Here is a 24,689-nt window from a genome sequence, read left to right as displayed (position 1 = left end):
CCAACTGGCAATAAACAAACTGCCGCAAAATGCGGCAGATTCGCAATTCAGCGAAGCGTTACAGTCGTCCCAGATCGTTGACCAGAGCTAACAACATCACCCCGACCACCAAACTGATACCGATCTGTATCCCCCAACCCTGCACCCGATCCGACAAGGGGCGACCACGCGCCCACTCGACCAGATAAAACAACAGATGCCCCCCATCCAATACTGGAATGGGCAACAAATTCAGAACCCCAAGGCTAATACTCAGATAAGCCAGGAAATTCAGGAAATCTACAACGCCCGACTGGGCAGAAGCGCCCGCCACTTTAGCAATGGTTATCGGTCCACTCAAGTTTTTTACCGAGAGCTCGCCGAACAACATTTTCTTGAGGGAATCGAGGGTCAGCACACTCATGGTCCAGGTGCGTCTCGCACCCTCGCCAATTGCCGCCAACGGCCCGAAACTGACCTCTCGCACCATCGAAGGTGGCCACTCGACACCTTTCACACCGGCACCCAGGTAACCCCCGGCCGCCTTGGCTTCCCCGCGAACCGCCAGGGTTACAGGGACGTCGATTTGAGCACCATCGCGCTCAACTTTCAGCACAATTTTGGTATCAGGCCGAACACGCACCAGATCCACCACTTGCTGCCAGTCACCCAGCACCTGGCCATCAAGGGCCAACAGGCGATCGCCGGTTTTCAGACCTGCGGCCTGGGCCGGCCCTTTCGGATCCAGCTCTGCCAGCACCGGCGGCAGGGCCGGACGCCACGGACGGATGCCCAGGGACTTGATCGGATCAGGCTCATCGGAGCCCTTCAGCCAGTGGTCCAGGGCCAGCTCGCGCGGGGTTTCGGCGGTGGAATCCTGATCGCGCACCACCAGCTTCACGATGCCGCTTTCACCCAGGCGACGCACCAACTGCAGATTGACCGCGCCCCAACCGGTGGTTGGCTCGCCATCAACTGAAACAATTTCCTGCCCGGCGATCAGGCCCGCCTTGGCCGCCATGCTGTCCGCTTCAACCGCACCAATGACCGGCCGCACCTGCTGGCTGCCCAGCATCGCCAGGACCCAGAAAAACACCATCGCCAACAGGAAGTTGGCGATCGGCCCTGCTGCAACGATGGCAATGCGCTGACGAACGGTCTTGCGATTGAAGGATTGGTCCAACTGATCAGCCGGCACCTCACCTTCGCGCTCATCCAGCATCTTGACGTAGCCGCCCAACGGGATCGCCGCAATCACAAACTCGGTGCCACGACGGTCGTGCCAGCGCAACAACGGCATGCCGAAGCCAACGGAGAAGCGCAGCACCTTGACGCCGCAACGACGCGCGACCCAAAAATGGCCAAATTCGTGGAAGGTGACCAGCACACCCAGAGCAACCAGGGTGCCGACAATCATGTAGAGCGCACTCATCTAATTTCTCCGCATTTCAATCCAGTGCCTGAAGGCTCAAACACGCCTAAAGACTAGCGCGCATTGCGGTTCAACCACTGCTCGGTCAAGGCCCGGGCCTTTACATCCGCTTCGAACACCGCACCCAGATCATTCACGGGGACGACGGGTTCAAGGTTTAAAACGTCTTCGATCATACTCGCGATCTGCGGAAAGCGGATGCGCCGGTCCAGAAACGCCGCCACCGCCACTTCATTGGCCGCATTCAACATCGCCGGGGCGCTGTTACCCGCCTCGGCAGCTTGCCGCGCAAGACGCAGGCAAGGGAAGCGTTGCTCGTCGGGCGCTTCGAAGTCCAGACGGGCAATGGCAAACAGATCCAACGGCGCAACACCCGAATCAATCCGTTCCGGCCACGCCAGGGCATTGGCGATCGGTGTACGCATGTCCGGATTGCCCAACTGAGCCAATACCGAGCCATCCACGTAGTCCACCAGGGAATGAATCACACTTTGCGGGTGGATCACCACCTCGACCTGATCCGGCCGGGCATCGAACAGCCAGCAGGCCTCGATCAGCTCCAGCCCCTTGTTCATCATGCTCGCTGAATCCACCGAGATCTTGCGCCCCATGGACCAGTTCGGATGCGCACACGCCTGATCAGGAGAAACATGCTCCAGATCGGCCAGCGGCGTCTGTCGGAACGGACCGCCGGAAGCTGTCAGCAGAATCCGGCGCACACCCACCTGGCTCAACCCACGGGCAAAATCACCGGGCATGCACTGGAAAATCGCGTTGTGCTCGCTGTCCAGCGGCAACAGCACGGCGCCGCTCTTGCGCACCGCCTGCATAAAGAGCGCACCGGACATCACCAGGGCTTCTTTATTGGCCAGCAGAATCTTCTTGCCTGCATCAACGGCTGCCAGGGTCGGACGCAAGCCGGCAGCACCGACAATGGCCGCGACGACGGTGTCGACATCAGGGTCAGCCGAAACCTGGCACAACCCCTCCTCCCCCACCAATACCTGAGTCGCCAGGCCCGCAGCGCGCAGGTCATCCTGCAAACCCTGTGCGGCTGCCGCTTCAGGTACGACGGCGTATTGCGGCGCGTGGCGCACACACAGCGCCAGCAGTTCGCTCAGGCGACTGAAGCCGGTCAATGCAAAGACTTGGTATCGATCGGGATGGCGGGCAATCACATCCAGGGTGCTTAGCCCCACCGAGCCGGTGGCGCCCAGCACGGTTACCTGCTGCAGGCGGCTCACGAGGCAGCCATCCACAGCAGTACGGCAAAAATCGGGATCGCGGCCGTCAGGCTGTCGATGCGGTCCAGAACGCCACCGTGACCCGGCAGCAGGTTACTGCTGTCCTTGATCCCGGCCTGACGCTTGAACATGCTTTCAGTCAGGTCACCGACCACCGAGATGAACACGACCACGGCCGCACCCACCAGGGACAGCAGCATTTCCTTGACGGTCCAGCCACGCACCACACCGACCACCAGGGTAATCACCAGGGTCAACGCCAGGCCGCCATACACGCCTTCCCAGCTTTTACCCGGGCTGACAGCCGGCGCCAGCTTGCGCTTGCCGAAGGCACGACCAGAGAAGTAGGCACCAATATCAGCACCCCACACCAGCACCATCACCGCCATGATCAGCCAGTTACCCAACTGCATCTGCTTGATGTAGACCAGCCCCTGCCAGGCGGGCAGCAAAATCAACAGACCGATCACCAGCTTGCAGGCAACACTGGACCAGTGCCCGCTGGTGCCCGGGTACGTCAGCACCAGATAGGTCGCCAACGCCCACCACAACACCGCGGCCCCCAGCACCCAGGGTGCCAGGTCCGGCAGGATGTACATCAGGAACATCAACAGCGCCAAGACAGCGGCGTACACCACACGAGGCAACTGTGCGGCGAAACCCGCCAGGCGTGCCCATTCCCAGGCACCCAGCGTCACGACCAGGCCAATGAACAGTGCGAAGTTTGCACCTTCAAGCAGGAAAAACCCGCACAGGGCAATAGGCAGCAGGATCAGCGCCGTGATGATTCGTTGTTTAAGCATTAAACCCGGGCTCCAGCTTCGATCTGCTCGCTCGTTTTACCGAAGCGACGCTGACGGGAAGCGAAATCGGCCAGCGCATTGCGCATGGCATCGTGTTTGAAGTCCGGCCAGAACAGGTCGGAGAAGTACAGTTCGGTATAGGCCAACTGCCACAACAGGAAGTTGCTGATGCGATGGTCGCCACCGGTACGAATACACAGGTCGGGCAATGGCAGGTCGCCGGTCACCAGACAGGTTTGTAACAGCTCGGGCGTGATGTCTTCCGGGCGCAGATGGCCGGCCTGCACTTCCCGCGCCAGGCGCTGCGCTGCCTGGGCAATATCCCACTGGCCGCCGTAGTTGGCTGCGATCTGCAGCACAAAACGGTTGCTGCCGGCAGTGATCGCCTCAGCTTCGCGCATGGCCGCTTGCAGCTCCGGATGGAACCGCGAACGGTCGCCGATGATGCGCAGGCTGATGTTGTTCTCGTTCAGGCGCTTGGCCTCACGACGCAATGCCTTGAAGAACAGGTCCATCAAGGCACTGACTTCCTCGGCCGGGCGCTGCCAGTTTTCACTGGAGAACGCGAACAAGGTCAATACTTCGACCTTGGCCTCGGCACACACCTCGATCACGGCACGCACCGCATCGACACCGGCTTTATGCCCGGCAACGCCCGGCATAAAGCGCTTCTTCGCCCAGCGATTATTCCCGTCCATGATGATCGCGACATGGCGCGGCACCACGGAGGGCACAGTCTGCTTGGTCTTTTCCATGAAGGCGTCCTGACCCCTTATACGGCCATCAGGTCCTTTTCTTTATCTTCCGTGGCCTTGGTGATCTGGGCCTCGGCGTCTTTAGTCAGCTTGTCGATATCGGCGACGGCACGGCGCTCTTCGTCTTCACTGATTTCCTTGTCCTTGACCAGCTTCTTCAGGTCACCCAAGGCATCACGACGAATGTTGCGTACGGCAACACGCGCATCTTCAGCGGCGCTGCGCGCCTGCTTGGTGAAGCCCTTGCGGGTTTCTTCGGTCAGGGCTGGCATGGAGATCAGCAGCAATTCGCCCAGGTTGGTCGGATTGAGGTTCAGGCCGGCGCTCTGGATGGCTTTGTCGACGGCGCCGAGCATGTTGCGCTCAAAGGCTACGACTTGCAGGGTGCGCGAATCTTTGACAGTGATGTTGGCCACTTGAGTGATCGAGGTATCAGCGCCGTAATACGGCACCATCACGCTGCCCAGAATGCTTGGGTGAGCCTTGCCGGTACGAATCTGACCAAATGCATGGTTCAGAGAGTCCAGGGATTTCTGCATGCGCTCTTGAGCGTCTTTTTTGATTTCGTTGATCATTGTTCGATTTCCTCGATCAGAGTCCCTTCCGCGCCGCCGTGTACGATGTTCAGCAGGGCGCCGGGCTTGTTCATGTTAAATACGCGCAGCGGCATCTTGTGGTCGCGGCACAAGCAGATTGCCGTCAGGTCCATCACGCCCAGCTTGCGATCCAGCACTTCATCATAAGTCAGATGATCGAACTTCTCGGCATGCGGGTCTTTGAATGGGTCTGCCGTGTAAACACCGTCAACCTTGGTGGCCTTGAGCACCACGTCCGCGTTGATCTCGATACCACGCAGGCAAGCTGCCGAATCGGTGGTAAAGAACGGGTTGCCGGTACCGGCAGCAAAAATCACTACCTCTTTGGCATCCAGGTGACGCATGGCTTTGCGACGATCATAGTGATCCGTTACGCCCACCATGGAAATAGCCGACATGACGATCGCGGTGATGTTGGCGCGCTCAAGGGCGTCACGCATCGCCAGGGCGTTCATCACAGTGGCCAGCATGCCCATGTGGTCGCCCGTCACCCGATCCATGCCGGCAGCGCTCAGTGCCGCACCACGGAACAGGTTGCCGCCGCCGATCACCAGACCGACCTGAACACCGATACCGACCAGTTGGCCGACTTCCAGCGCCATGCGATCGAGTACTTTGGGATCGATCCCAAACTCTTCCGAGCCCATCAGGGCCTCGCCGCTAAGCTTGAGTAGAATGCGTTTATAGCGAGCCTGATGACCACTGCCCTGCTGAGCCATTGCGAATCTCTCCTGCGGCGTATTTTTTGAAAATTCTTGGCAAGCCGTTTACGGCCTGCGTTCACTCTAGCTTGACGCTGTCACAGCGCCATCGGAACACGGCTTTGTAAGCCAGTTCCAAAGGGAAACCAATAAAAATCGATCACCCCATTTGAAAAGAGGCTGCGCGCGTAAGCGGGCAGCCTCTTTTGGGCGACAGTTAAAAACTGTCTTACTTCTTGGTGGCAGCCAGCTGGGCAGCAACTTCTTCAGCGAAGTTGTCGACCGGCTTCTCGATGCCGTCGCCTACTTTGTAGTAGGTGAAGGAAACGATTTCAGCACCGGCTTTCTTGGCCAGTTCGCCAACCTTGATTTCAGGGTTCTTGACGAACGCCTGCTCAACCAGGGAAGCCTCAGCCAGGAACTTGCTGATACGGCCTTTGACCATGTTTTCAACGATGTTTTCAGGCTTGCCTTTGATTTTTTCTTCGTTCAGCTGCAGGAACACGGCTTTCTCGCGTTCGATGGCTTCAGCAGAAACTTCAGATGGCAGCAGGAATTCAGGGTTGCTGGCCGCTACGTGCATAGCGATGTCTTTGGCCAGTTCAACGTTGCCGCCTTTCAGCGCAACCACAACACCGATTTTGTTGCCGTGCAGGTAAGCACCCACAACATCGCCTTCAACGCGGGTCAGGCGACGAATGTTAACGTTCTCGCCTACTTTACCCACCAGAACCAGACGATCAGCTTCTTGAGCTTCGATCAGCGGAGCGGCATCGGTCAGTTTGTCAGCGAACGCTTTTTCAACGCTGGCAGCGACGAAGTTTTTGAAGTCGTCTTGCAGGGCCAGGAAGTCGGTCTGCGAGTTAACTTCCAGGATAACGGCGGATTTGCCGTCTTCCTTGATTGCGATAGCGCCTTCAGCAGCTACGTTGCCTGCTTTCTTGGCAGCCTTGATGGCGCCCGAAGCACGCATGTCATCAATGGCTTTTTCGATGTCGCCGCCGGCCTTGGTCAAGGCCTTTTTGCAATCCATCATGCCTTCGCCGGTACGCTCACGCAGTTCTTTAACCAACGCTGCAGTAATCTCTGCCATTTTCAAAATCCTCTTGGATAGGTTTTCAACCATTCCACCCGATTGAACGGGCGATCAATTCTTCCCGAATCACCCTTGTAGGCCGCTGCACGTTACAGATGTTGTAGCTGCGCTGCCGACAAATGGTTTTCGAGGTGGCAAAAAGGGGGCCAAGCCCCCTTTTTGCTTACTGAGTCAACGCCAAGGCGTCAGTTACTCAGCTGCTGCTACCGGAGCTTCTTCAACGAACTGCTCGGTGCCGCCAGCAACGTGGTTGCGGCCACGGATTACAGCGTCAGCCATCGAACCCATGTACAGCTGGATAGCGCGGATTGCGTCATCGTTGCCTGGGATGATGTAGTCAACGCCTTCCGGGCTGCTGTTGGTATCGACTACGCCGATAACCGGGATGCCCAGCTTGTTGGCTTCGGTGATCGCGATGCGCTCGTGATCAACGTCGATAACGAACAGTGCGTCAGGCAGACCGCCCATGTCCTTGATACCACCCAGGGAACGATCGAGCTTTTCCAGGTCGCGAGTGCGCATCAGCGCCTCTTTCTTGGTCAGCTTGGCGAAAGTACCGTCTTCGGCTTGCACTTCAAGGTCACGCAGACGCTTGATGGAAGCACGGATGGTTTTGAAGTTGGTCAGCATGCCGCCCAACCAGCGGTGATCGACGTACGGCGAACCGCAACGTGCTGCTTCTTCAGCAACGATCTTGCCAGCGGAACGCTTGGTGCCGACGAACAGAATCTTGTTTTTGCCCTGGGCCAGGCGCTCTACGAAAGTCAGAGCTTCGTTGAACATTGGCAGGGTTTTTTCAAGGTTGATGATGTGGATCTTGTTACGCGCGCCGAAAATGTACTTACCCATTTTCGGGTTCCAGTAACGGGTCTGGTGACCGAAGTGCACACCGGCCTTCAGCATATCGCGCATGTTGACTTGGGACATGATAGTTCCTTAATAAGTCGGGTTTGGCCTCCACGTATCCCAATGACCAACCAGCGGCATTCGCCTCCGGCACCCAGGTCATCGTGTCGACACGTGTGTGGATTTAAGCTTTGCGGGGTATCCCCGGAAAGCGGCGCATTTTATACCACAGAGCTTGCAAAAACGAAACCCGCAATCACATTTGCCGTCAGTCGCTTTTGCCTAAGCCTTTGAATAGAGCCAGAATGCCCCCATCCTTATAGACAGAAGCGATCGCCAGACGCTCATGGTTTCACCCCTGCGTCTGCTAGAATCGCGTTTTTTGGGCTTGTGCGAATTCTGCAACCTTTTGTCGCACACCCGTAAACCGTATTGATTTCAGCGCCTCGCGCTAGAGAGAGCCTGTATGACCGTCACCCTCAAAACCGCCGAAGACATCGCTGGCATGCGTGTTGCCGGCAAACTGGCTGCCGACGTGTTGGAAATGATTGCCGAACACGTCAAGCCCGGCGTCACCACCGAAGCGCTGGACCGCATTTGCCACGACTATATTGTCAACGTGCAAAAGGCCATCCCTGCGCCGCTGAACTACAAGGGTTTCCCCAAGTCGATCTGCACTTCGATCAACCACGTGGTATGCCACGGGATTCCCGGCGACAAGCCGTTGAAAGACGGTGACACCCTGAACATCGACGTCACCGTGATCAAAGACGGCTACCACGGCGACACCAGCCGCATGTTCCACGTCGGCAACGTGCCGGTCTGGGCCGAGCGCCTGTCGCAAGTCACCCAGGAATGCATGTACAAGGCCATCGAGATCGTCAAGCCTGGCTGCCGCCTGGGCGACATCGGTGAAGTCATCCAGAAGCACGCTGAAAAGAACGGCTTCTCGGTGGTGCGCGAATTCTGCGGCCATGGCATCGGCAAGGTATTCCACGAAGAGCCGCAGATCCTGCATTACGGCCGCGCCGGCACCGGCATGGAGCTGAAGGCAGGCATGACCTTCACTATCGAGCCGATGATCAACCAGGGCAAGGCCGACACCAAGGTACTGGGCGACGGCTGGACCGCCATCACCAAGGACCGCAAGCTCTCGGCGCAATGGGAACACACCCTGCTGGTCACCGACACCGGCTACGAGATCTTCACCCTGCGTGCCGACGACACGATTCCTCGCGTTTCGGCGTAATGTTTGCACCGGTTTTCTAATAGCAACGCTGTGCCCCATAGATAGAAAGGAAAACCGATCGATGCCCCAGGTGGATCCCGAACTCTTCGACCGTGGCCAGTTCCAGGCGGAACTGGCGCTGAAGGCCAGCCCCATCGCCGCCTTCAAGAAAGCCATTCGTCAGGCCCGCGAGGTGCTCGACGGGCGCTTCCGCACGGGCCGGGACATCCGCCGCCTGATCGAGGACCGCGCCTGGTTCGTCGACAACATCCTGCAGAAAGCCTGGGAACAGTTCAGCTGGAGTGAAGACGCCGATATCGCCCTGGTGGCGGTCGGCGGCTACGGCCGTGGTGAACTGCACCCCTACTCTGATATCGACCTGCTGATTTTGCTCGACAGCGCCGATCACGAGATCTTTCGCGACTCCATCGAGCGTTTTCTGACGTTGTTGTGGGACATCGGCCTGGAAGTCGGCCAAAGCGTGCGCTCGGTGGACGAGTGCGCCCAGGAAGCCCGCGCCGACCTGACGGTGATCACCAACCTGATGGAAAGCCGCACCATCGCCGGCCCCGAGCGCCTGCGCCAGCGCATGCTGGAAGTCACCAGCACCGCGCACATGTGGCCGAGCAAGGACTTCTTCCTGGCCAAGCGTGCCGAACAGAAAGCCCGGCACCACAAATACAACGACACCGAATACAACCTGGAACCCAACGTCAAAGGCTCCCCCGGTGGACTGCGGGATATCCAGACGATTTTGTGGGTCGCCCGTCGCCAGTACGGCACCCTGAACCTGCGCGCCCTGGCCGGGGAAGGCTTTCTGGTAGAGAGCGAAAACGCCCTGCTGGCCTCTTCCCAGGAATTCCTGTGGAAAGTGCGCTACGCGTTGCACATGCTGGCCGGCCGCTCCGAAGACCGCCTGCTGTTCGATCACCAGCGCTCCATCGCCACCCTGCTGGGGTTTGAAGGCGAAGACGCGAAGACCAGCATCGAAAGCTTCATGCAGCAGTACTACCGGGTGGTAATGAGCATTGCCCAGCTCAGCGACCTGATCATCCAGCACTTCGAAGAAGTGATTCTGGCCCCGGAAGACGAAGCACCGCCGCAGCCGATCAACTCGCGCTTCCAGCTCCACGATGGCTACATCGAGGCTCGCAACGACAACGTGTTCAAACGCACGCCGTTCGCCATGCTGGAAATCTTTGTGCTGATGGCCCAACAGCCGGAAATCAAAGGCGTACGCGCCGACACCATTCGCTTGCTGCGGGAAAACCGTCACCTGATCGACGACGACTTCCGTCACGACATTCGCAACACCAGCCTGTTTATCGAGCTGTTCAAGTGCAAGATCGGCATCCACCGCAACCTGCGGCGCATGAACCGCTACGGGATCCTCGGGCGTTACCTGCCGGAGTTCGGCTTTATTGTCGGGCAGATGCAGCACGACCTGTTCCACATCTATACGGTGGACGCCCACACCCTGAACCTGATCAAGCACCTGCGTAAGTTGCAGTACACCCAGGTGTCAGAGAAATTCCCGCTGGCCAGCAAGCTCATGGCGCGGCTGCCCAAGCCTGAGCTGATCTACCTTGCCGGCCTGTACCACGACATCGGCAAGGGCCGGCACGGTGATCACTCGGAAATTGGTGCGGTGGACGCCGAAGCGTTCTGCCAGCGCCACCAGTTGCCGCTGTGGGACAGCCGCCTGATCGTGTGGCTGGTGCAAAACCACCTGGTGATGTCCACCACCGCCCAGCGCAAGGACTTGTCCGACCCGCAGGTGATCCATGATTTCGCCCAGGCCGTCGGCGACGAAACCCGTCTCGACTACCTCTACGTGCTCACCGTCTCCGACATCAACGCCACTAACCCGACGCTGTGGAATTCCTGGCGCGCCAGCCTGTTGCGCCAACTCTACACAGAGACCAAGCGCGCGCTGCGTCGCGGCCTGGAGAACCCGGTGGACCGCGAAGAGCAGATCCGCCGCACCCAAAGCGCGGCCCTGGATATTCTGGTGCGTGGCGGCAACGACCCGGACGACGTCGAGCAACTCTGGTCGCAACTGGGGGACGACTACTTCCTGCGCCACACCGCTGGCGACGTGGCCTGGCACAGCGACGCGATTCTGCAGCAGCCGGCCGATGGCGGGCCACTGGTGCTGATCAAGGAAACCACCCAGCGCGAGTTCGAGGGTGGCACGCAGATCTTCATCTACGCACCCGACCAGCACGACTTCTTCGCCGTGACCGTGGCCGCGATGGACCAGCTCAACCTGAACATTCACGACGCCCGGGTCATCACCTCCAGCAGCCAGTTCACCCTCGACACCTACATCGTACTCGACACGGAAGGCGAGTCCATCGGCGACAACCCGGAGCGGGTGAAAAAGATCCGCAAAGGCCTCACCGACGCGCTGCGCAACCCTGACGACTACCCGACCATCATCCAGCGCCGGGTACCGCGCCAGCTCAAGCACTTTGCGTTTGCCCCCGAGGTGACCATCCACAATGACGCCCAACGCCCGGTGACGGTGCTGGAACTCAGCGCGCCGGACCGCCCGGGCCTGCTGGCGCGGATCGGCACGATCTTCCTGGAGTTCGACCTGTCGTTGCAGAACGCCAAGATTGCGACCTTGGGCGAACGGGTGGAAGACGTGTTCTTTATCACCGATGCCGACAACCAGCCGCTTTCCGACCCTGAACTGTGCCGACGCTTGCAGGAAGCCATCGTCCAGCAGTTGAGTGTCAACCAGGAAACCGGCGTCGAGATGTCACGCTTGAGCATCTGACCGACCGCCATTTTCAGCTTCCAATGAATTGAACGAGATTTATCGATGAACAATGCCCTGAACCAGTTGCAGCCCTACCCGTTCGAGAAATTGCGCGTCCTGCTGGGCAGCGTCACGCCGAACCCGGACAAGCATCCGATCGCCCTCTCCATCGGCGAGCCGAAGCATAAATCTCCGCAGTTCGTCGCCGACGCGCTGGCCAACAACCTGGACCAGATGGCGGTGTACCCCACCACCCTGGGCATTCCCGCCCTGCGCGAAGCCATTGGCGCCTGGTGCGAACGTCGTTTCAGCGTGCCCAAGGGCTGGCTGGACCCGGCGCGCAATATCCTGCCGGTGAACGGCACCCGTGAAGCGCTGTTCGCCTTCACCCAGACCGTGGTCAACCGTGGCGACGACGCGCTGGTGGTCAGCCCGAACCCGTTCTATCAAATCTACGAAGGCGCGGCGTTCCTCGCCGGGGCCAAGCCGCACTACCTGCCGTGCCTGGATGAAAACGGCTTCAACCCGGATTTCGACGCCGTGTCGCCGGACATCTGGAAACGCTGCCAGATCCTGTTCCTGTGCTCGCCAGGCAACCCGACCGGCGCACTGATTCCCGTCGACACCCTGAAAAAGCTGATTGCCCTGGCCGACGAATACGACTTCGTAATCGCCGCCGACGAGTGCTACAGCGAGTTGTACTTTGACGAACAAACCCCGCCGCCGGGCCTGCTCAGCGCCTGCGTCGAACTGGGTCGCCAGGACTTCAAGCGCTGCGTGGTGTTCCACAGCCTGTCCAAACGCTCCAACCTGCCGGGCCTGCGTTCGGGCTTTGTGGCCGGCGACGCCGAAATCCTCAAGGGATTCCTGCTGTACCGCACCTACCACGGTTGCGCGATGCCGGTGCAAACCCAACTGGCGAGCATCGCCGCCTGGCAGGACGAAGCCCACGTGCAGGCCAACCGTGACCTGTACCGGGAGAAATTCGATGCCGTGCTGGCGATCCTCAAGCCGGTGCTGGACGTGCAAAACCCGGACGGCGGCTTCTACCTGTGGCCGAACGTGAAGGGCGACGATGCGGCGTTCTGCCGGGACTTGTTCGTGGAAGAACACGTGACCGTGGTACCGGGCTCGTACCTGTCGCGGGAAGTGGACGGGGTCAACCCGGGCGCCGGGCGTGTGCGCCTGGCACTGGTTGCGCCGCTGGCGGAGTGTGTGGAAGCGGCGACGCGGATTCGCGACTTTATTACCCGCAATAAATAACTGCGCTGAATGTGGCGAGGGAGCTTGCTCCCGCTGGAGTGCGCAGCGCTCCCGCTTTTTTGGGGCCGCTACGCAGCCCAGCGGGAGCAAGCTCCCTCGCCACAAGTAAGCACCGCGGTGTTATTTGATATGACCCAGATTCGCCTCGCTCATATCCAGATCCGCCAACACCTCCCGTAACACGTCATCAGCAATCTGGTGTTGACGGCTCAGGCTATACAGCTCCAGACGCTGCGCCCGCAGGGCCTTGAGCCGCAACTTGCGCTCCAGTTGGTCCATCTGAAACGCCAGCGCCTGGGCTTCGGCCGAATCATTGAACACCTCCAATTGATGACGATACTCCGACATCAACCGCGCCTTGAGCTCGGTGGCCAAAGCTGCCTGGGCGGCATCCAGAGGTGCAGCTTCAGCGGGGTCTTCGGTTTCGAGTGCATGGATAGCTGCCACGGCGGTCTTCTTCCAGGCCTCGCGCACTTCACTGTGGCGTTTCTCATCCGGGCTCTTCTCGATGCCGCGTAACAGCAGCGGCAAAGCGATGCAGGCCGCGACGAGCGAGAGCAGGATCACACCGGCGGCGATGAAGATCAGCAGGTCGCGCTCGGGAAAATCCTGCCCCGGCGCAAGCAGTAACGGTACCGACATCACACCCGCGAGGGTCACGGCACCGCGTACGCCACCGACGGTCAGCAGCCAGCAGGACCGCGCGGTGGGCACCAGCGTCAGCTCACTTTTCCCACGAATCCGGCGCAATAAACCCGACAGGCGCCAGATGCTCTGCACCCAGATAAACCGCAACACCACCAGCACCAGGAAAATCGCGATCACGTCCAGGCAGCGATACAGCAAGGTCGGCCACAGCGTCGGCTCGTGACTGACCACCGCCTTGATGATGTCCGGCAATTGCAGGCCCAACAGCAGGAAGATTAAACCGTTAAACGCAAACTCCAGCAGCGACCAGACACTGCGGTTGAGCAACCGGGTGCTGGTCTGGCGCGGCAGCAGGTCGAGCCAGCTTTGCATCATCCCCGCGGCCACTGCCGACAAGATGCCCGAAGCGCCAAGGCGTTCGGCCAGCACGTAGGCAGCAAACGGCAGCAACAACATGAACACCACGTGCGTCGCCGGGTCGTCCCAGCCCCGGGCGATCATCCAGGCACGCAGGCGGCCGACCAGCCAGCTCAAGGCCACACCGACCGCCAGGCCACCCACGGCCACCAGCACAAAGGTGAGGCTCGCATCCGCCAGCGAGAACACTCCGGTCAGCGCCGCCGCCAGGGCGAATTTGAAGGTCACAAGGCCCGAGGCATCATTCATCAACGCCTCGCCCTGGAGCATGTGCATCAGTGGCGTCGGCAAGCGGTTCTGGGAAATGGCTGACACCGCCACGGCATCCGTCGGCGACAACACCGCCGCCAGGGCGAAGGCCACCGGCAGTGGAATACTCGGCAACAACCAATGAATGAAATACCCGGCACCGACCACGGTGAACAGCACCAGGCCCACCGCCAGCGTCAGGATCGGCCCGCGCAGGCGCCACAGTTCTCGCTTGGGCATACGCCAGCCATCGGAGAACAGCAGTGGCGGCAGAAACAGGAAAAGAAACAACTCGGGATCGAGGGCTACGTGCAGGCCCAAGGTCGGCCACGCCAGCAAGGCACCGGCGGCGATCTGCACCAGTGGCAACGGCAGTGGGATGATGCGCCCGACAAGGCGCGAAACGCTGACCAGCATCAGCAGGATAAGTACGGTGTAGGCGGTTTGCATAACGCGGGATTCCCAGACAATCAACTTGCAACAACACACATCAGGCAACAACTCGCCGTTGAAGTGCCATATTAGCCGCCTATGCTGCGCGATGGCCTTTGCACAAAAGTCGCACGCGAGCAAAACGTAATGTTGACGAGCGGCGCCGAAAGCCGCTGGCCATGGCATAATCCTTGACCTTTCATTTCGTCAGCCCAAAGGGGGGCAATTCCTTGACCAATTCAAGCAAAACGTTGCACCTTTTCGGCATCAAAGCCTGCGACACCATGAAAAAGGCGCGCACCTGGCTCGATGAACACGCTATCCAGTATGAGTTCCATGACTACAAAACGGCCGGTATCGACCGCGAACACTTGACCCAATGGTGCAATGAGCACGGTTGGCAGGTGGTTTTGAACCGTGCGGGCACCACCTTTCGCAAACTCGAAGACGAACGCAAAGCCGATCTCGACCAAGCGAAAGCCATTGAATTGATGCTCGCGCAACCCTCGATGATCAAGCGCCCCGTGCTTGATCTCGGTGACAAAACCCTGATTGGCTTCAAGCCAGATAGTTATTCGGCGGCCCTCAAGTAGGCCAGCCCACTCCATTTTTGTAGAGGTAACAGCATGTCCAATTCCCTGTTCAGCCTGGGCTTCGGCGTCGGCACTCAGAACCGCCAAGGTGCTTGGCTGGAAGTGTTTTACGCACAACCGTTGCTCAATCCATCGGCTGACATCATTGCTGCCATCGCGCCGATCCTCGGTTACACCGAAGGCAACCAGGCGATCACCTTCACCGTCACCCAGGCCCTGCAACTGGCTGACGCACTCAAAGGCGTCGACGCCGCCCAAGCCGCCCTGTTGAGCCGTCTGGCTGAAAGCCACACGCCGCTGGTCGCCACCCTGCTGGCCGAAGACGCCGCGCTGACTTCCACCCCTGAGGCCTACCTCAAGCTGCACCTGCTGTCCCATCGCCTGGTCAAACCACATGGCCTGAACCTGGCCGGTGTGTTCCCGCAGTTGCCGAACGTGGCCTGGACCAGCCAGGGCGCGATCGACATCGCCGAGCTGGCCGAGCGTCAACTGGAAGCACGCCTGCGTGGCGAGCTGCTGGAAGTGTTCTCGGTGGACAAGTTCCCGAAAATGACCGACTACGTGGTGCCGAGCGGCGTGCGTATCGCTGATGCCGCGCGCATCCGCCTGGGCGCCTACGTGGGCGAAGGCACTACCGTGATGCACGAAGGTTTCGTCAACTTCAACGCCGGTACCGAAGGCCCGGGCATGATCGAAGGCCGTGTGTCGGCTGGCGTATTCGTCGGCAAGGGTTCGGACCTGGGCGGCGGTTGCTCCACCATGGGCACCCTGTCGGGCGGCGGCAACATCGTGATCAAGGTCGGCGAAGGCTGCCTGATCGGCGCCAACGCCGGTATCGGTATCCCGTTGGGCGACCGCAACACCGTGGAGTCGGGCCTGTACGTTACCGCCGGCACCAAGGTGGCACTGCTGGATGAAGCAAACCAGCTGGTCAAAGTGGTCAAGGCCCGTGAGCTGGCCGGCCAACCGGACCTGCTGTTCCGCCGCAACTCCGAGACCGGTGCCGTGGAGTGCAAAACCCACAAATCGGCCATCGAACTGAACGCAGCGCTGCACGCTCACAACTAAGCAGCGACTCGATGCCACTGACGGCCCACACCTGACCGGTGCGGGCCGTTTATACGAGCCTTGATCACCATGCTTGTGCCCTCTCCCTGGCGCGCCGATTTTCCGGCCATCGCCACCCTGCAACGGCAAGACCAGACCTATCTGGACAACGCCGCCACCACGCAAAAACCTCAAGCCTTGTTGGACGCCATCAGCCATTACTACGCCAATGGCGCAGCCAATGTGCACCGTGCCCAGCATTTGCCGGGCGCCCATGCGACCCAGGCGTTCGAGGACAGTCGCAACAAGGTGGCGCAGTGGCTGAACGTCGGTGACAACGGGCAAATCATCTTCACCCACGGCGCGACGTCAGCGCTGAACCTCCTGGCTTATGGCCTTGAGCACCTATTCAACCCGGGCGACGAGATTGTCATCAGCGCCCTGGAACACCACGCCAACCTGCTGCCGTGGCAGCAACTGGCCAAGCGTCGCGAGTTGTCGTTGGTGGTACTGCCGCTTAACGATGACGGCTTGATAGACCTGCAAGCCGCCGCCGAACTGATCGGCCCGCGCACCCGCCTGCTGGCGGTGAGCCAACTGTCCAATGTGCTTGGCGCCTGGCAGCCGTTGCCGCAATTGCTGGCGCTGGCCAAGGCCTACGATGCACTGACGGTGGTCGATGGCGCCCAGGGCATCGTCCATGGTCGCCACGACATGCAGGCCCTGGGCTGCGACTTCTACGTGTTTTCCAGCCACAAGCTCTACGGGCCGGATGGTGTTGGCGTGCTTTACGGTCGCACCGAAGCCCTGCATCACCTGCGCCATTGGCAGTTTGGCGGCGAGATGGTGCAACTGGCTGACTATCAAAGCGCCAGCTTCCGCCCCGCGCCCCTTGGTTTCGAAGCCGGAACACCACCGATCGCCAGCGTGATCGGCCTGGGCGCAACCCTGGATTACCTGAGTTCCCTGGATCAACACGCGGTGACGGCCCACGAAGCCGCCTTGCACGACTACCTGTTGCGCGGCCTGCAAGCCCGCAACGGCGTGCGCCTGCTGGGTTCGCCGCAAGTAGCCCTGGCCAGTTTTGTGGTGGAAGGCGTGCACAACGCCGACCTTGCCCACTTGCTGACTGAACAAGGGATTGCCGTACGCGCTGGCCATCATTGTGCGATGCCATTGCTCAAGCAGATGGGGTTGCCGGGGGCGATTCGGGTGTCGCTGGCGCTGTACAACGACTCCGATGACCTGGAGCGCTTTTTTGAAGCGCTGGATCAAGCCCTGGATATGTTGCGATGAATTTGCCGCCGCAGGCTGTTATCGCGCTGGAGACGTTTCAGACCGTCGGCAGTTGGGAACAACGGGCCCGCCTGCTGATGCAATGGGGCGAGCGTCTTCCCGCCTTGCCGGATGAAGACAAGGTGGACGCCAACCTGGTGCAGGGCTGTGAAAGCCTGGTGTGGCTGGTGGGGCGCTTGCAGGATGACCACTGGCAGTTTGCCGCCAGCAGCGATGCGCGACTGATACGCGGGCTGGTGGCGCTGTTGCTGGCACGGGTTAACGGTTTGTCTGCCGCTGAGTTGCAGGCGGTCGACTTGCCCGACTGGTTTGAACAACTGGGCCTGTCGCGGCAGTTATCGCCGTCCCGCAGCAATGGGTTGAATGCGGTGCTGCAGCGCATGCGGCAGCTGAGCTCAAACACATAACCACTGTGGGAGCTGGCTTGCCTGCGATGGCGGTCTGTCAGTGACTACAACGATGACTGATACACCGCCATCGCAGGCAAGCCAGCTCCCACATTTTTGATTTGTGTAAGGTGCCGGAATTAAGGGGCCTTGACTCGATCCGAAGGCCGGCGCACCCCGGCGACTATCTTGTCCACCGCCTTGGTCGCCGCCACCATGCCGAAAGTCGCGGTGACCATCATCACCGCGCCAAACCCACCGGCGCAGTCCAGTTTCACGCCGTCCCCGACAAAACTCTTCTGCAAACAGATGCTGCCGTCCGGCTTCGGATAACGCAGTTGTTCGGTGGAAAACACGCAGGGCACGCTGTAATGGCGGGTCACGGTGCGCGAGAAGCCATAGTCGCGGCGCAGGGTGGAGCGTACTTTCGACGCCAGCGGGTCATTGAACGTGCGGTTCAAATCACACACCTGAATCAGCGTCGGATCAATCTGCCCACCCGCGCCGCCAGTGGTGATGATCTGGATCTTGCGCCGCTTGCACCAGGCGATCAGCGCGGCCTTGGCGTTCACACTGTCGATGCAGTCGATCACGCAATCAATGTTCGGAGTGATGTACTCGGCCATGGTCTCGCGGGTGACGAAATCCGCCACCGCGTGCACGGTGCAGTCAGGGTTGATGCCCTTCAGGCGCTCAGCCATGACCTCGACCTTGGCCTTGCCCACCGTGCTGTCCAGCGCATGCAACTGACGGTTGCTGTTGCTGACGCACACATCATCCAGGTCAAACAGCGAAATCTCGCCCACCCCACACCGGGCGATGGCTTCCGCCGCCCACGAGCCCACCCCGCCCACACCGACGATGGCCACGTGGGCCGCCTTCAAGCGTTCCAGGCCTTCAATGCCATACAGGCGGGCGACGCCGGCAAACCGTGGATCTTCTGTACTCATGACCATTACCCCAAAAACCGGCGCGCATTATAGGGCTACGCAGCGACAAGTTTTAAGCTACAAGCTACAAGTAAGAGAACTTACGACGAGTTGCACTGCCCAATGTCCGGTTTTTCTCGGCTTGCTGTACGGTCAGTGAAAGGCCGGTGTAGGATGCGCGCCGTTCGGCGCAGGCCGACACCTCTTTTCGTTCCACACCCTTTGGAACCCGAAATAGCCATGTCATCGCGTAAATTTGGACTCAACCTGGTGGTAGTGCTGGCAATCGCCGCGCTGTTCACCGGCTTCTGGGCGCTGATCAACCGCCCGGTCACTGCCCCTAACTGGCCTGAACAGATCTCCGGTTTTTCCTACTCGCCGTTCCAGCAAGGCCAGTTCCCACAGAAAGACCAGTATCCGACTGACGATCAAATGCGTCAGGACCTTGCGATCATGAGCAAGCTGACGGACAACATCCGTACCTACTCGGTCGACGGCACCCTGGGGGATATCCCCAAGCTGGCGGAAGAGTTCGGCCTGCGGGTGACCCTGGGTATCTGGATCAGTCCGGACCTCGAGCGCAACGAGCGCGAGATCCAGCGTGCCATCGAAATCGCCAACAACTCCCGCAGCGTCGTGCGGGTGGTGGTGGGTAACGAAGCCCTGTTCCGTGAAGAAATCACCCCGGAAGCGCTGATCGTGCTGCTGGACCGGGTGCGCGCCGCCGTGAAAGTACCGGTGACGACTTCCGAGCAATGGCACATCTGGGAAAAGAACCCGCAACTGGCCAAGCACGTCGACCTGATCGCCGCGCACATCCTGCCGTTCTGGGAATTTATTCCGATGGACAAGGCCGGCCAGTACGTACTCGACCGCGCCCGGGACCTGAAGAAATTGTTCCCGAAAAAGCCGCTGTTGCTGTCGGAGGTTGGCTGGCCGAGTAACGGCCGCATGCGGGGTGGCAATGAAACGTCCCCGGCCGACCAGGCAATTTACCTGCGCACACTGGTGAACAAGCTCAATCGCCAGGGCTACAACTACTTCGTGATCGAGGCGTTCGACCAGCCGTGGAAAGTCAGCGATGAAGGCTCGGCGGGCGCCTACTGGGGTGTGTTCAACGCCGCGCGCCAGCAGAAATTCAACTTTGAAGGGCCGGTGGTAGCGATCCCGCAATGGCGGGTGCTGGCCATCGGTTCGGTGGTGCTTGCGCTGCTGTCCCTGACGCTGCTGATGATCGACGGCTCGGCCCTGCGCCAGCGAGGCCGGACCTTCCTGACCTTCATCGCGTTCCTGTGCGGTTCGGTGCTGGTGTGGATCGGTTACGACTACAGCCAGCAATACAGCACCTGGTTCAGCGTTACCGTGGGCGTCCTCCTCGCCCTCGGCGCCTTGGGCGTATTCATTGTGCTGCTGACCGAGGCCCATGAACTGGCGGAAGCAGTCTGGACCCACAAACGCCGGCGTGAATTCCTGCCGGTTGAAGGGGATTCGGACTACCGCCCGAAAGTCTCGATCCACGTGCCGTGCTACAACGAGCCGCCGGAGATGGTCAAACAGACCCTCGACGCCCTGGCCGCCCTCGACTATCCGGACTACGAAGTCCTGATCATCGACAACAACACCAAGGACCCGGCCGTGTGGGAGCCGGTGCGCGACTACTGCGAAACCCTGGGCCCGCGCTTCAAGTTCTTTCACGTCTCGCCCCTGGCCGGTTTCAAGGGCGGCGCGCTGAACTACCTGATCCCGCATACCGCCAAGGATGCCGAAGTGATCGCGGTGATCGACTCCGATTACTGCGTGTCGCCCAACTGGCTCAAGCACATGGTGCCGCACTTCGCCGACCCGAAAATCGCCGTGGTGCAGTCGCCACAGGATTATCGCGACCAGAACGAAAGCACCTTCAAGAAGCTCTGCTACGCGGAATACAAAGGCTTCTTCCACATCGGCATGGTCACCCGTAACGACCGTGACGCGATCATCCAGCACGGCACCATGACCATGACCCGTCGCTCGGTGCTTGAAGAGCTGGGCTGGGCCGACTGGTGCATCTGTGAAGATGCCGAGTTGGGCCTGCGGGTATTCGAGAAAGGCCTGTCGGCGGCGTACTACCACGACAGCTACGGCAAAGGCCTGATGCCCGATACGTTTATCGACTTCAAGAAACAGCGTTTCCGCTGGGCCTACGGGGCGATTCAGATCATCAAGCGTCACACCGCGAGCCTGTTGCGCGGCAAGGACACCGAGCTGACCCGCGGCCAGCGCTACCACTTCCTCGCGGGCTGGTTGCCGTGGGTGGCCGACGGCATGAACATCTTCTTCACCGTGGGCGCCCTGCTGTGGTCGGCGGCGATGATTATCGTGCCGACGCGGGTTGACCCGCCGCTGCTGATCTTCGCGATTCCGCCATTGGCGCTGTTCGTGTTCAAGGTCGGCAAGATCATCTTCCTCTACCGCCGTGCGGTGGGTGTGAACCTGAAAGATGCGTTCTGCGCAGCGTTGGCCGGGTTGGCGTTGTCCCACACCATCGCCAAGGCAGTGCTGTACGGCTTCTTCACCACCAGCATTCCGTTCTTTCGTACACCGAAGAACGCCGATAACCACGGTTTCTGGGTGGCGATTTCCGAAGCCCGGGAAGAGATGTTCATCATGCTGCTGTTGTGGGGCGCGGCACTGGGGATTTACCTGGTGCAGGGCCTGCCGAGCAACGACATACGCTTCTGGGTGGTGATGTTGCTGGTGCAGTCGCTGCCGTATGTGGCGGCGCTGATCATGGCGTTCCTGTCTTCGCTGCCGAAACCGGCACCGAAGCAAGAGCCTGTGGCCGCTGCTTAAAATCCTGCGCAATGCACTAAACGGCGGCCTCTGGCCGCCGTTTTGCTATAAGATAACGGCCCTTTTGCCTTGCACATGACTGTAGGAGCGAGTTCGCTCGCGAAGCACTTGAGATCGACGCGTGCATCCAGACAGGGCGCGTTATCGTTAACGACCTTCGCGAGCAAGCTCGCTCCTACAATTAGAACGTCGCCGCCTCGATTTCTGGAGTTTTTACATGACGGCCCACGCCGACCTTTCGCCGACCCTCCAACTCGCTATCGACCTGATCCGTCGCCCGTCGGTGACGCCGATCGACGCCGATTGCCAGAAGCTGATGATGCAGCGCCTGGGCGACGCCGGTTTTGCGCTTGAGCCGATGCGCATCGAGGATGTGGATAACTTCTGGGCCACCCACGGCAAACACGAAGGCCCGGTATTGTGCTTCGCCGGCCACACCGACGTGGTGCCCACCGGTCCGGTCAAGGCCTGGCAGAACGACCCGTTCGATGCGCTGATCGACGAAAACGGCATGCTCTGCGGCCGTGGCGCGGCCGACATGAAAGGCAGCCTGGCCGCGATGCTGGTCGCCTCCGAGCGTTTCGTCACTGACTACCCGGACCACAAGGGTTCGGTGGCTTTCCTGATCACCAGTGACGAAGAAGGCCCGGCGCACCACGGCACCAAGGCCGTGATCGAACGCCTGGCGGCCCGCAAGGAGCGCCTGGACTGGTGCATCGTCGGCGAACCGTCGAGCACCACCCTGGTGGGCGACGTGGTCAAGAATGGTCGTCGTGGCTCCCTCGGCGCCACCCTGACCGTGCGCGGCGTGCAAGGCCACGTAGCGTACCCGCACCTGGCGAAGAACCCGATCCACCTGGCCGCCCCGGCCCTGGCCGAACTGGCCGCCGAGCATTGGGACGACGGCAACAGCTTCTTCCCGCCCACCAGCTTCCAGATTTCCAACCTCAATTCCGGCACCGGCGCCACCAACGTGATCCCGGGTGACCTGACGGCGGTGTTCAACTTCCGCTTCTCCACCGAGTCCACCGTTGAAGTCCTGCAGCAGCGGGTCGCGGCGATTCTCGACAAGCATGGCCTGGACTGGCATGTGGAGTGGGCGCTGTCGGGCCTGCCGTTCCTCACCGAACCGGGCGCGTTGCTCGATGCCGTCTCCGCCAGCATCAAGGCCGTCACCGGCCGCGAGACCAAGGCGTCCACCAGCGGCGGCACTTCCGACGGGCGCTTCATTGCGACCCTAGGCACTCAGGTAGTGGAGCTGGGCCCGGTCAACGCGACCATCCATCAGGTCAACGAGCGCATCCTCGCCAGCGACCTCGATGTGCTGACCGAAATCTACTACCAGACCCTGATCAAGTTGCTCGCCTGATGCTCGCTTGCCCCATTTGCAGCGCACCGCTACACGAGGTGGACAACGGCGTGGCCTGCCCGGTCGGGCACCGTTTCGACCGCGCGCGCCAGGGTTACCTGAACCTGTTGCCGGTGCAGCACAAGAACAGCCGCGACCCGGGCGACAACCTGGCAATGGTGGAAGCGCGCCGCGACTTCCTCAATGCCGGGCACTACGCCCCGGTGGCCAGGCGCCTGGCCGAACTGGCTGCGGAACGCAAACCCCAGCGCTGGCTGGATATCGGCTGTGGCGAGGGTTACTACACCGCGCAAATCGCCGACACCCTGCTGCGCGCTGATGGTTATGCCCTGGATATCTCCAAGGAAGCGGTCAAGCGCGCCTGCAAGCGCAACCCCACGGTGACCTGGTTGATCGCCAGCATGGCCCGGGTGCCGTTGGCCGATGCCAGCTGCCAGTTCCTTGCCAGTGTCTTCAGTCCGCTGGACTGGCTGGAGGCCAAGCGCCTGCTCAGCCCGGGCGGTGGTTTGATGAAAGTCGGCCCCACCAGCGGCCACCTGATGGAACTGCGTGAGCGTTTGTACGACGAAGTGCGCGAGTACACCGACGACAAGCACCTGGCGCTGGTACCGGCAGGTATGAGCCTGCAGCACAGTGAAACCCTGGAGTTCAAGCTCAGCCTGGCCGATCCCAACGACCGCGCCAATCTGCTGGCGATGACACCCCACGGCTGGCGCGCCAGTGCCGAGCGCCGCGCCCAAGTGATCGAGGCGGCTGAACCGCTGCTGGTCACTGTGTCGATGCGCTACGACTATTTCGTGCTTCAATAACCCATTATTTGCGGGCCTCTCGGGGCCTGCGCTGAATCCGCGAATGGATTTTCAGAATCCCGCAATGAGGAACATCCATGCGCCAACCCGATATCGAGATTTACCTCAAGGACGCCGACGTCGACCACAAGGCCATCGCCGCCTGGCTCGGCGCTGCCCTGGGCCCGTGCACCGATTGGGTCCAGCGTGGCCAGACCTACAAGTGCACAGCCGGCAGCGTGCCGGTCACCTGGCTACCGAAAGCCGTAGGCAAATGGAACAGCCTGTACCTGGAAAGCGACCAGACCCCGTGGGAAGACGACATCGCCTGCGCCCGTGCGGCCTTTACCGCGCTGAACGTCGAAGTGCGTTGCGCACCGGGCAGCTGGGTTGAGGAAGAAGGTGAAGAAAGCGCGGATACCTGGATTCGTATCAGCGAAGACGGTGAAGAGCAGATCACCTGGAAAACAACCTGAGGGATCGTTCCCACGCTCTGCGTGGGAATGCAGCCTGTGACGCTCCGCGTCACGATTAAAAGCAGACGCCGAGCGTCCAAAGAAGCATTCCCACGCAGAGCGTGGGAACGATCACGCCAAGGTTACAGGCCCACCACATCCTCAGCCTGCAAGCCCTTCTCGCCCGTCACCACGGCGTACTCCACCTGCTGGCCTTCAGACAACGAACGGTGCCCTTCACCGCGAATGGCGCGGTAGTGCACAAACACATCCTTGCCATCTTCCCGCTGTATAAAGCCGTAACCCTTGGCGTCATTGAACCACTTCACATTGCCGGTTTCGCGCGTTGCCATCTGTTTTGCTCCCACATGCTTTTTATAAGTACGTTTATTGTTGAGTCGTCGCAGTTGAACTGCCGAGTATAAGACAGGCTCAAAAAGCTTCAACTCAAGATTACTTCGCCGCTTTTTTGCCGATTTTCGGCTAATACTGCACACTAGCGCACCGAGCAACCGCTCGGTTTTTCCCACTCAAAGCA

The 24,689-nt window shown here is 60.4% G+C and carries 22 protein-coding genes; 11 read left to right on the top strand and 11 right to left on the bottom strand.

Features of this window, described 5'->3' with window-relative positions; genetic code table 11:
- Positions 1 to 58 precede the first annotated feature (58 nt).
- From rseP to rpsB, 8 genes are all read right to left on the bottom strand, one after another.
- Positions 59 to 1,411 carry a sigma E protease regulator RseP gene (gene rseP, locus ACUN0G_RS05100; protein WP_258343996.1) on the bottom strand — a complete coding sequence of 451 codons (1,353 nt, stop codon included), beginning with the start codon at positions 1,409 to 1,411 and terminating at the stop codon, positions 59 to 61.
- 53 nt (positions 1,412 to 1,464) lie between these two features.
- Positions 1,465 to 2,655 (bottom strand): 1-deoxy-D-xylulose-5-phosphate reductoisomerase, encoded by a 1,191-nt coding sequence (ispC, locus tag ACUN0G_RS05095; protein ID WP_421525204.1) that lies wholly within the window; start codon positions 2,653 to 2,655, stop codon positions 1,465 to 1,467.
- Entirely contained in the window at positions 2,652 to 3,458 is an 807-nt protein-coding gene (locus ACUN0G_RS05090; protein ID WP_258343994.1) for a phosphatidate cytidylyltransferase, read from the bottom strand. The genes ispC and ACUN0G_RS05090 overlap by 4 nt, the downstream gene beginning before the upstream one ends.
- Positions 3,458 to 4,213, bottom strand: coding sequence for a polyprenyl diphosphate synthase (gene uppS / locus ACUN0G_RS05085; protein ID WP_003219323.1), 756 nt, complete (start codon positions 4,211 to 4,213; stop codon positions 3,458 to 3,460). Before uppS ends, ACUN0G_RS05090 begins: the two co-directional genes overlap by 1 nt.
- Before the next feature lie 17 nt (positions 4,214 to 4,230).
- Positions 4,231 to 4,788 (bottom strand): ribosome recycling factor, encoded by a 558-nt coding sequence (gene frr, locus ACUN0G_RS05080; protein ID WP_010176756.1) that lies wholly within the window; start codon positions 4,786 to 4,788, stop codon positions 4,231 to 4,233.
- On the bottom strand, positions 4,785 to 5,528 hold the full coding sequence (gene pyrH, locus ACUN0G_RS05075) for a UMP kinase (protein ID WP_003219327.1): 744 nt from the start codon (positions 5,526 to 5,528) through the stop codon (positions 4,785 to 4,787). Before pyrH ends, frr begins: the two co-directional genes overlap by 4 nt.
- A 211-nt stretch (positions 5,529 to 5,739) precedes the next feature.
- Positions 5,740 to 6,603 carry a translation elongation factor Ts gene (gene tsf / locus ACUN0G_RS05070; RefSeq protein ID WP_008432237.1) on the bottom strand — a complete coding sequence of 288 codons (864 nt, stop codon included), beginning with the start codon at positions 6,601 to 6,603 and terminating at the stop codon, positions 5,740 to 5,742.
- Between the two features lie 192 nt (positions 6,604 to 6,795).
- Positions 6,796 to 7,533, bottom strand: coding sequence for a 30S ribosomal protein S2 (gene rpsB / locus ACUN0G_RS05065; protein ID WP_003219330.1), 738 nt, complete (start codon positions 7,531 to 7,533; stop codon positions 6,796 to 6,798).
- 385 nt (positions 7,534 to 7,918) lie between these two features.
- Between rpsB and map the strand changes: the two genes are divergently transcribed.
- The 3 genes from map to dapC all read left to right on the top strand — a co-directional run bounded on the left by map (position 7,919) and on the right by dapC (position 12,710).
- Positions 7,919 to 8,701: a type I methionyl aminopeptidase gene (gene map, locus ACUN0G_RS05060; protein ID WP_258343993.1), complete on the top strand. Its 783-nt coding sequence runs from the start codon at positions 7,919 to 7,921 to the stop codon at positions 8,699 to 8,701.
- 61 nt (positions 8,702 to 8,762) lie between these two features.
- A complete protein-coding gene (locus tag ACUN0G_RS05055; RefSeq protein WP_258343991.1) occupies positions 8,763 to 11,465 on the top strand; it encodes a [protein-PII] uridylyltransferase in 2,703 nt (900 codons plus the stop codon).
- A 45-nt stretch (positions 11,466 to 11,510) separates the two neighbouring features.
- Complete coding sequence (dapC, locus tag ACUN0G_RS05050; protein WP_445572832.1) at positions 11,511 to 12,710, top strand: succinyldiaminopimelate transaminase; 1,200 nt, start codon at positions 11,511 to 11,513, stop codon at positions 12,708 to 12,710.
- A gap of 120 nt (positions 12,711 to 12,830) precedes the next feature.
- On the opposite strand, the gene ACUN0G_RS05045 is transcribed toward dapC, so the two are convergent.
- The gene (locus ACUN0G_RS05045; RefSeq protein ID WP_445572831.1) at positions 12,831 to 14,474 is read right to left on the bottom strand and encodes a Na+/H+ antiporter; all 1,644 of its coding nucleotides are present in this window, start codon (positions 14,472 to 14,474) and stop codon (positions 12,831 to 12,833) included.
- A gap of 266 nt (positions 14,475 to 14,740) precedes the next feature.
- On the opposite strand from ACUN0G_RS05045, the gene ACUN0G_RS05040 reads away from it, so the two are divergent.
- From ACUN0G_RS05040 to ACUN0G_RS05025, 4 genes are all read left to right on the top strand, one after another.
- The gene (locus tag ACUN0G_RS05040; RefSeq protein WP_023659122.1) at positions 14,741 to 15,049 is read left to right on the top strand and encodes an arsenate reductase; all 309 of its coding nucleotides are present in this window, start codon (positions 14,741 to 14,743) and stop codon (positions 15,047 to 15,049) included.
- A 33-nt stretch (positions 15,050 to 15,082) separates the two neighbouring features.
- Positions 15,083 to 16,117 carry a 2,3,4,5-tetrahydropyridine-2,6-dicarboxylate N-succinyltransferase gene (gene dapD / locus ACUN0G_RS05035; protein ID WP_421525206.1) on the top strand — a complete coding sequence of 345 codons (1,035 nt, stop codon included), beginning with the start codon at positions 15,083 to 15,085 and terminating at the stop codon, positions 16,115 to 16,117.
- Between the two features lie 69 nt (positions 16,118 to 16,186).
- Complete coding sequence (locus ACUN0G_RS05030) at positions 16,187 to 17,392, top strand: aminotransferase class V-fold PLP-dependent enzyme (protein ID WP_445572830.1); 1,206 nt, start codon at positions 16,187 to 16,189, stop codon at positions 17,390 to 17,392.
- Positions 17,389 to 17,799, top strand: a complete 411-nt coding sequence (locus ACUN0G_RS05025; protein ID WP_445572829.1) for a SufE family protein — start codon at positions 17,389 to 17,391, stop codon at positions 17,797 to 17,799. The genes ACUN0G_RS05030 and ACUN0G_RS05025 overlap by 4 nt, the downstream gene beginning before the upstream one ends.
- Before the next feature lie 119 nt (positions 17,800 to 17,918).
- On the opposite strand, the gene tcdA is transcribed toward ACUN0G_RS05025, so the two are convergent.
- Positions 17,919 to 18,728 (bottom strand): tRNA cyclic N6-threonylcarbamoyladenosine(37) synthase TcdA, encoded by an 810-nt coding sequence (gene tcdA, locus ACUN0G_RS05020; protein ID WP_177048605.1) that lies wholly within the window; start codon positions 18,726 to 18,728, stop codon positions 17,919 to 17,921.
- Between the two features lie 219 nt (positions 18,729 to 18,947).
- Here tcdA and ACUN0G_RS05015 point away from each other — a divergent pair, with 219 nt between their 5' ends.
- The 4 genes from ACUN0G_RS05015 (at position 18,948) to ACUN0G_RS05000 (ending at position 24,172) form a co-directional block, all read left to right on the top strand.
- A complete protein-coding gene (locus ACUN0G_RS05015; RefSeq protein WP_445572828.1) occupies positions 18,948 to 21,539 on the top strand; it encodes a glycosyltransferase in 2,592 nt (863 codons plus the stop codon).
- Between the two features lie 217 nt (positions 21,540 to 21,756).
- Positions 21,757 to 22,908: a succinyl-diaminopimelate desuccinylase gene (dapE, locus tag ACUN0G_RS05010; protein ID WP_445572827.1), complete on the top strand. Its 1,152-nt coding sequence runs from the start codon at positions 21,757 to 21,759 to the stop codon at positions 22,906 to 22,908.
- The gene (locus ACUN0G_RS05005; protein WP_445572826.1) at positions 22,908 to 23,717 is read left to right on the top strand and encodes a putative RNA methyltransferase; all 810 of its coding nucleotides are present in this window, start codon (positions 22,908 to 22,910) and stop codon (positions 23,715 to 23,717) included. The genes dapE and ACUN0G_RS05005 overlap by 1 nt, the downstream gene beginning before the upstream one ends.
- 77 nt (positions 23,718 to 23,794) lie before the next feature.
- The gene (locus ACUN0G_RS05000; RefSeq protein ID WP_445572825.1) at positions 23,795 to 24,172 is read left to right on the top strand and encodes a hypothetical protein; all 378 of its coding nucleotides are present in this window, start codon (positions 23,795 to 23,797) and stop codon (positions 24,170 to 24,172) included.
- A 122-nt stretch (positions 24,173 to 24,294) separates the two neighbouring features.
- Here the strand turns inward: ACUN0G_RS05000 and ACUN0G_RS04995 are convergent, their stop codons facing one another.
- The gene (locus ACUN0G_RS04995) at positions 24,295 to 24,504 is read right to left on the bottom strand and encodes a cold-shock protein (RefSeq protein WP_017479430.1); all 210 of its coding nucleotides are present in this window, start codon (positions 24,502 to 24,504) and stop codon (positions 24,295 to 24,297) included.
- Positions 24,505 to 24,689: the final 185 nt, after the last annotated feature.

The organism is Pseudomonas sp. 32A, from assembly GCF_052682255.1.
Note: the sequence above shows the minus strand (reverse complement) of the source record. Positions and strands in the feature narration are given on the sequence as shown.

Excerpts from the sequence above, each read along its gene's own strand:
- tcdA (WP_177048605.1), bottom strand. The coding sequence starts at position 18,728 with ATGAGTACAGAAGATCCACGGTTTGCCGGCGTCGCCCGCCTGTATGGC.
- dapE (WP_445572827.1), top strand. The coding sequence starts at position 21,757 with ATGACGGCCCACGCCGACCTTTCGCCGACCCTCCAACTCGCTATCGAC.
- tsf (WP_008432237.1), bottom strand. The coding sequence starts at position 6,603 with ATGGCAGAGATTACTGCAGCGTTGGTTAAAGAACTGCGTGAGCGTACC.
- ACUN0G_RS05090 (WP_258343994.1), bottom strand. The coding sequence starts at position 3,458 with ATGCTTAAACAACGAATCATCACGGCGCTGATCCTGCTGCCTATTGCC.
- rseP (WP_258343996.1), bottom strand. The coding sequence starts at position 1,411 with ATGAGTGCGCTCTACATGATTGTCGGCACCCTGGTTGCTCTGGGTGTG.
- ACUN0G_RS05030 (WP_445572830.1), top strand. The coding sequence starts at position 16,187 with ATGCTTGTGCCCTCTCCCTGGCGCGCCGATTTTCCGGCCATCGCCACC.
- ACUN0G_RS05040 (WP_023659122.1), top strand. The coding sequence starts at position 14,741 with ATGAAAAAGGCGCGCACCTGGCTCGATGAACACGCTATCCAGTATGAG.
- ACUN0G_RS04995 (WP_017479430.1), bottom strand. The coding sequence starts at position 24,504 with ATGGCAACGCGCGAAACCGGCAATGTGAAGTGGTTCAATGACGCCAAG.
- ACUN0G_RS05055 (WP_258343991.1), top strand. The coding sequence starts at position 8,763 with ATGCCCCAGGTGGATCCCGAACTCTTCGACCGTGGCCAGTTCCAGGCG.
- ACUN0G_RS05005 (WP_445572826.1), top strand. The coding sequence starts at position 22,908 with ATGCTCGCTTGCCCCATTTGCAGCGCACCGCTACACGAGGTGGACAAC.
- ACUN0G_RS05015 (WP_445572828.1), top strand. The coding sequence starts at position 18,948 with ATGTCATCGCGTAAATTTGGACTCAACCTGGTGGTAGTGCTGGCAATC.
- uppS (WP_003219323.1), bottom strand. The coding sequence starts at position 4,213 with ATGGAAAAGACCAAGCAGACTGTGCCCTCCGTGGTGCCGCGCCATGTC.
- rpsB (WP_003219330.1), bottom strand. The coding sequence starts at position 7,533 with ATGTCCCAAGTCAACATGCGCGATATGCTGAAGGCCGGTGTGCACTTC.
- map (WP_258343993.1), top strand. The coding sequence starts at position 7,919 with ATGACCGTCACCCTCAAAACCGCCGAAGACATCGCTGGCATGCGTGTT.
- ACUN0G_RS05045 (WP_445572831.1), bottom strand. The coding sequence starts at position 14,474 with ATGCAAACCGCCTACACCGTACTTATCCTGCTGATGCTGGTCAGCGTT.
- pyrH (WP_003219327.1), bottom strand. The coding sequence starts at position 5,528 with ATGGCTCAGCAGGGCAGTGGTCATCAGGCTCGCTATAAACGCATTCTA.
- frr (WP_010176756.1), bottom strand. The coding sequence starts at position 4,788 with ATGATCAACGAAATCAAAAAAGACGCTCAAGAGCGCATGCAGAAATCC.
- dapD (WP_421525206.1), top strand. The coding sequence starts at position 15,083 with ATGTCCAATTCCCTGTTCAGCCTGGGCTTCGGCGTCGGCACTCAGAAC.
- dapC (WP_445572832.1), top strand. The coding sequence starts at position 11,511 with ATGAACAATGCCCTGAACCAGTTGCAGCCCTACCCGTTCGAGAAATTG.
- ACUN0G_RS05000 (WP_445572825.1), top strand. The coding sequence starts at position 23,795 with ATGCGCCAACCCGATATCGAGATTTACCTCAAGGACGCCGACGTCGAC.
- ACUN0G_RS05025 (WP_445572829.1), top strand. The coding sequence starts at position 17,389 with ATGAATTTGCCGCCGCAGGCTGTTATCGCGCTGGAGACGTTTCAGACC.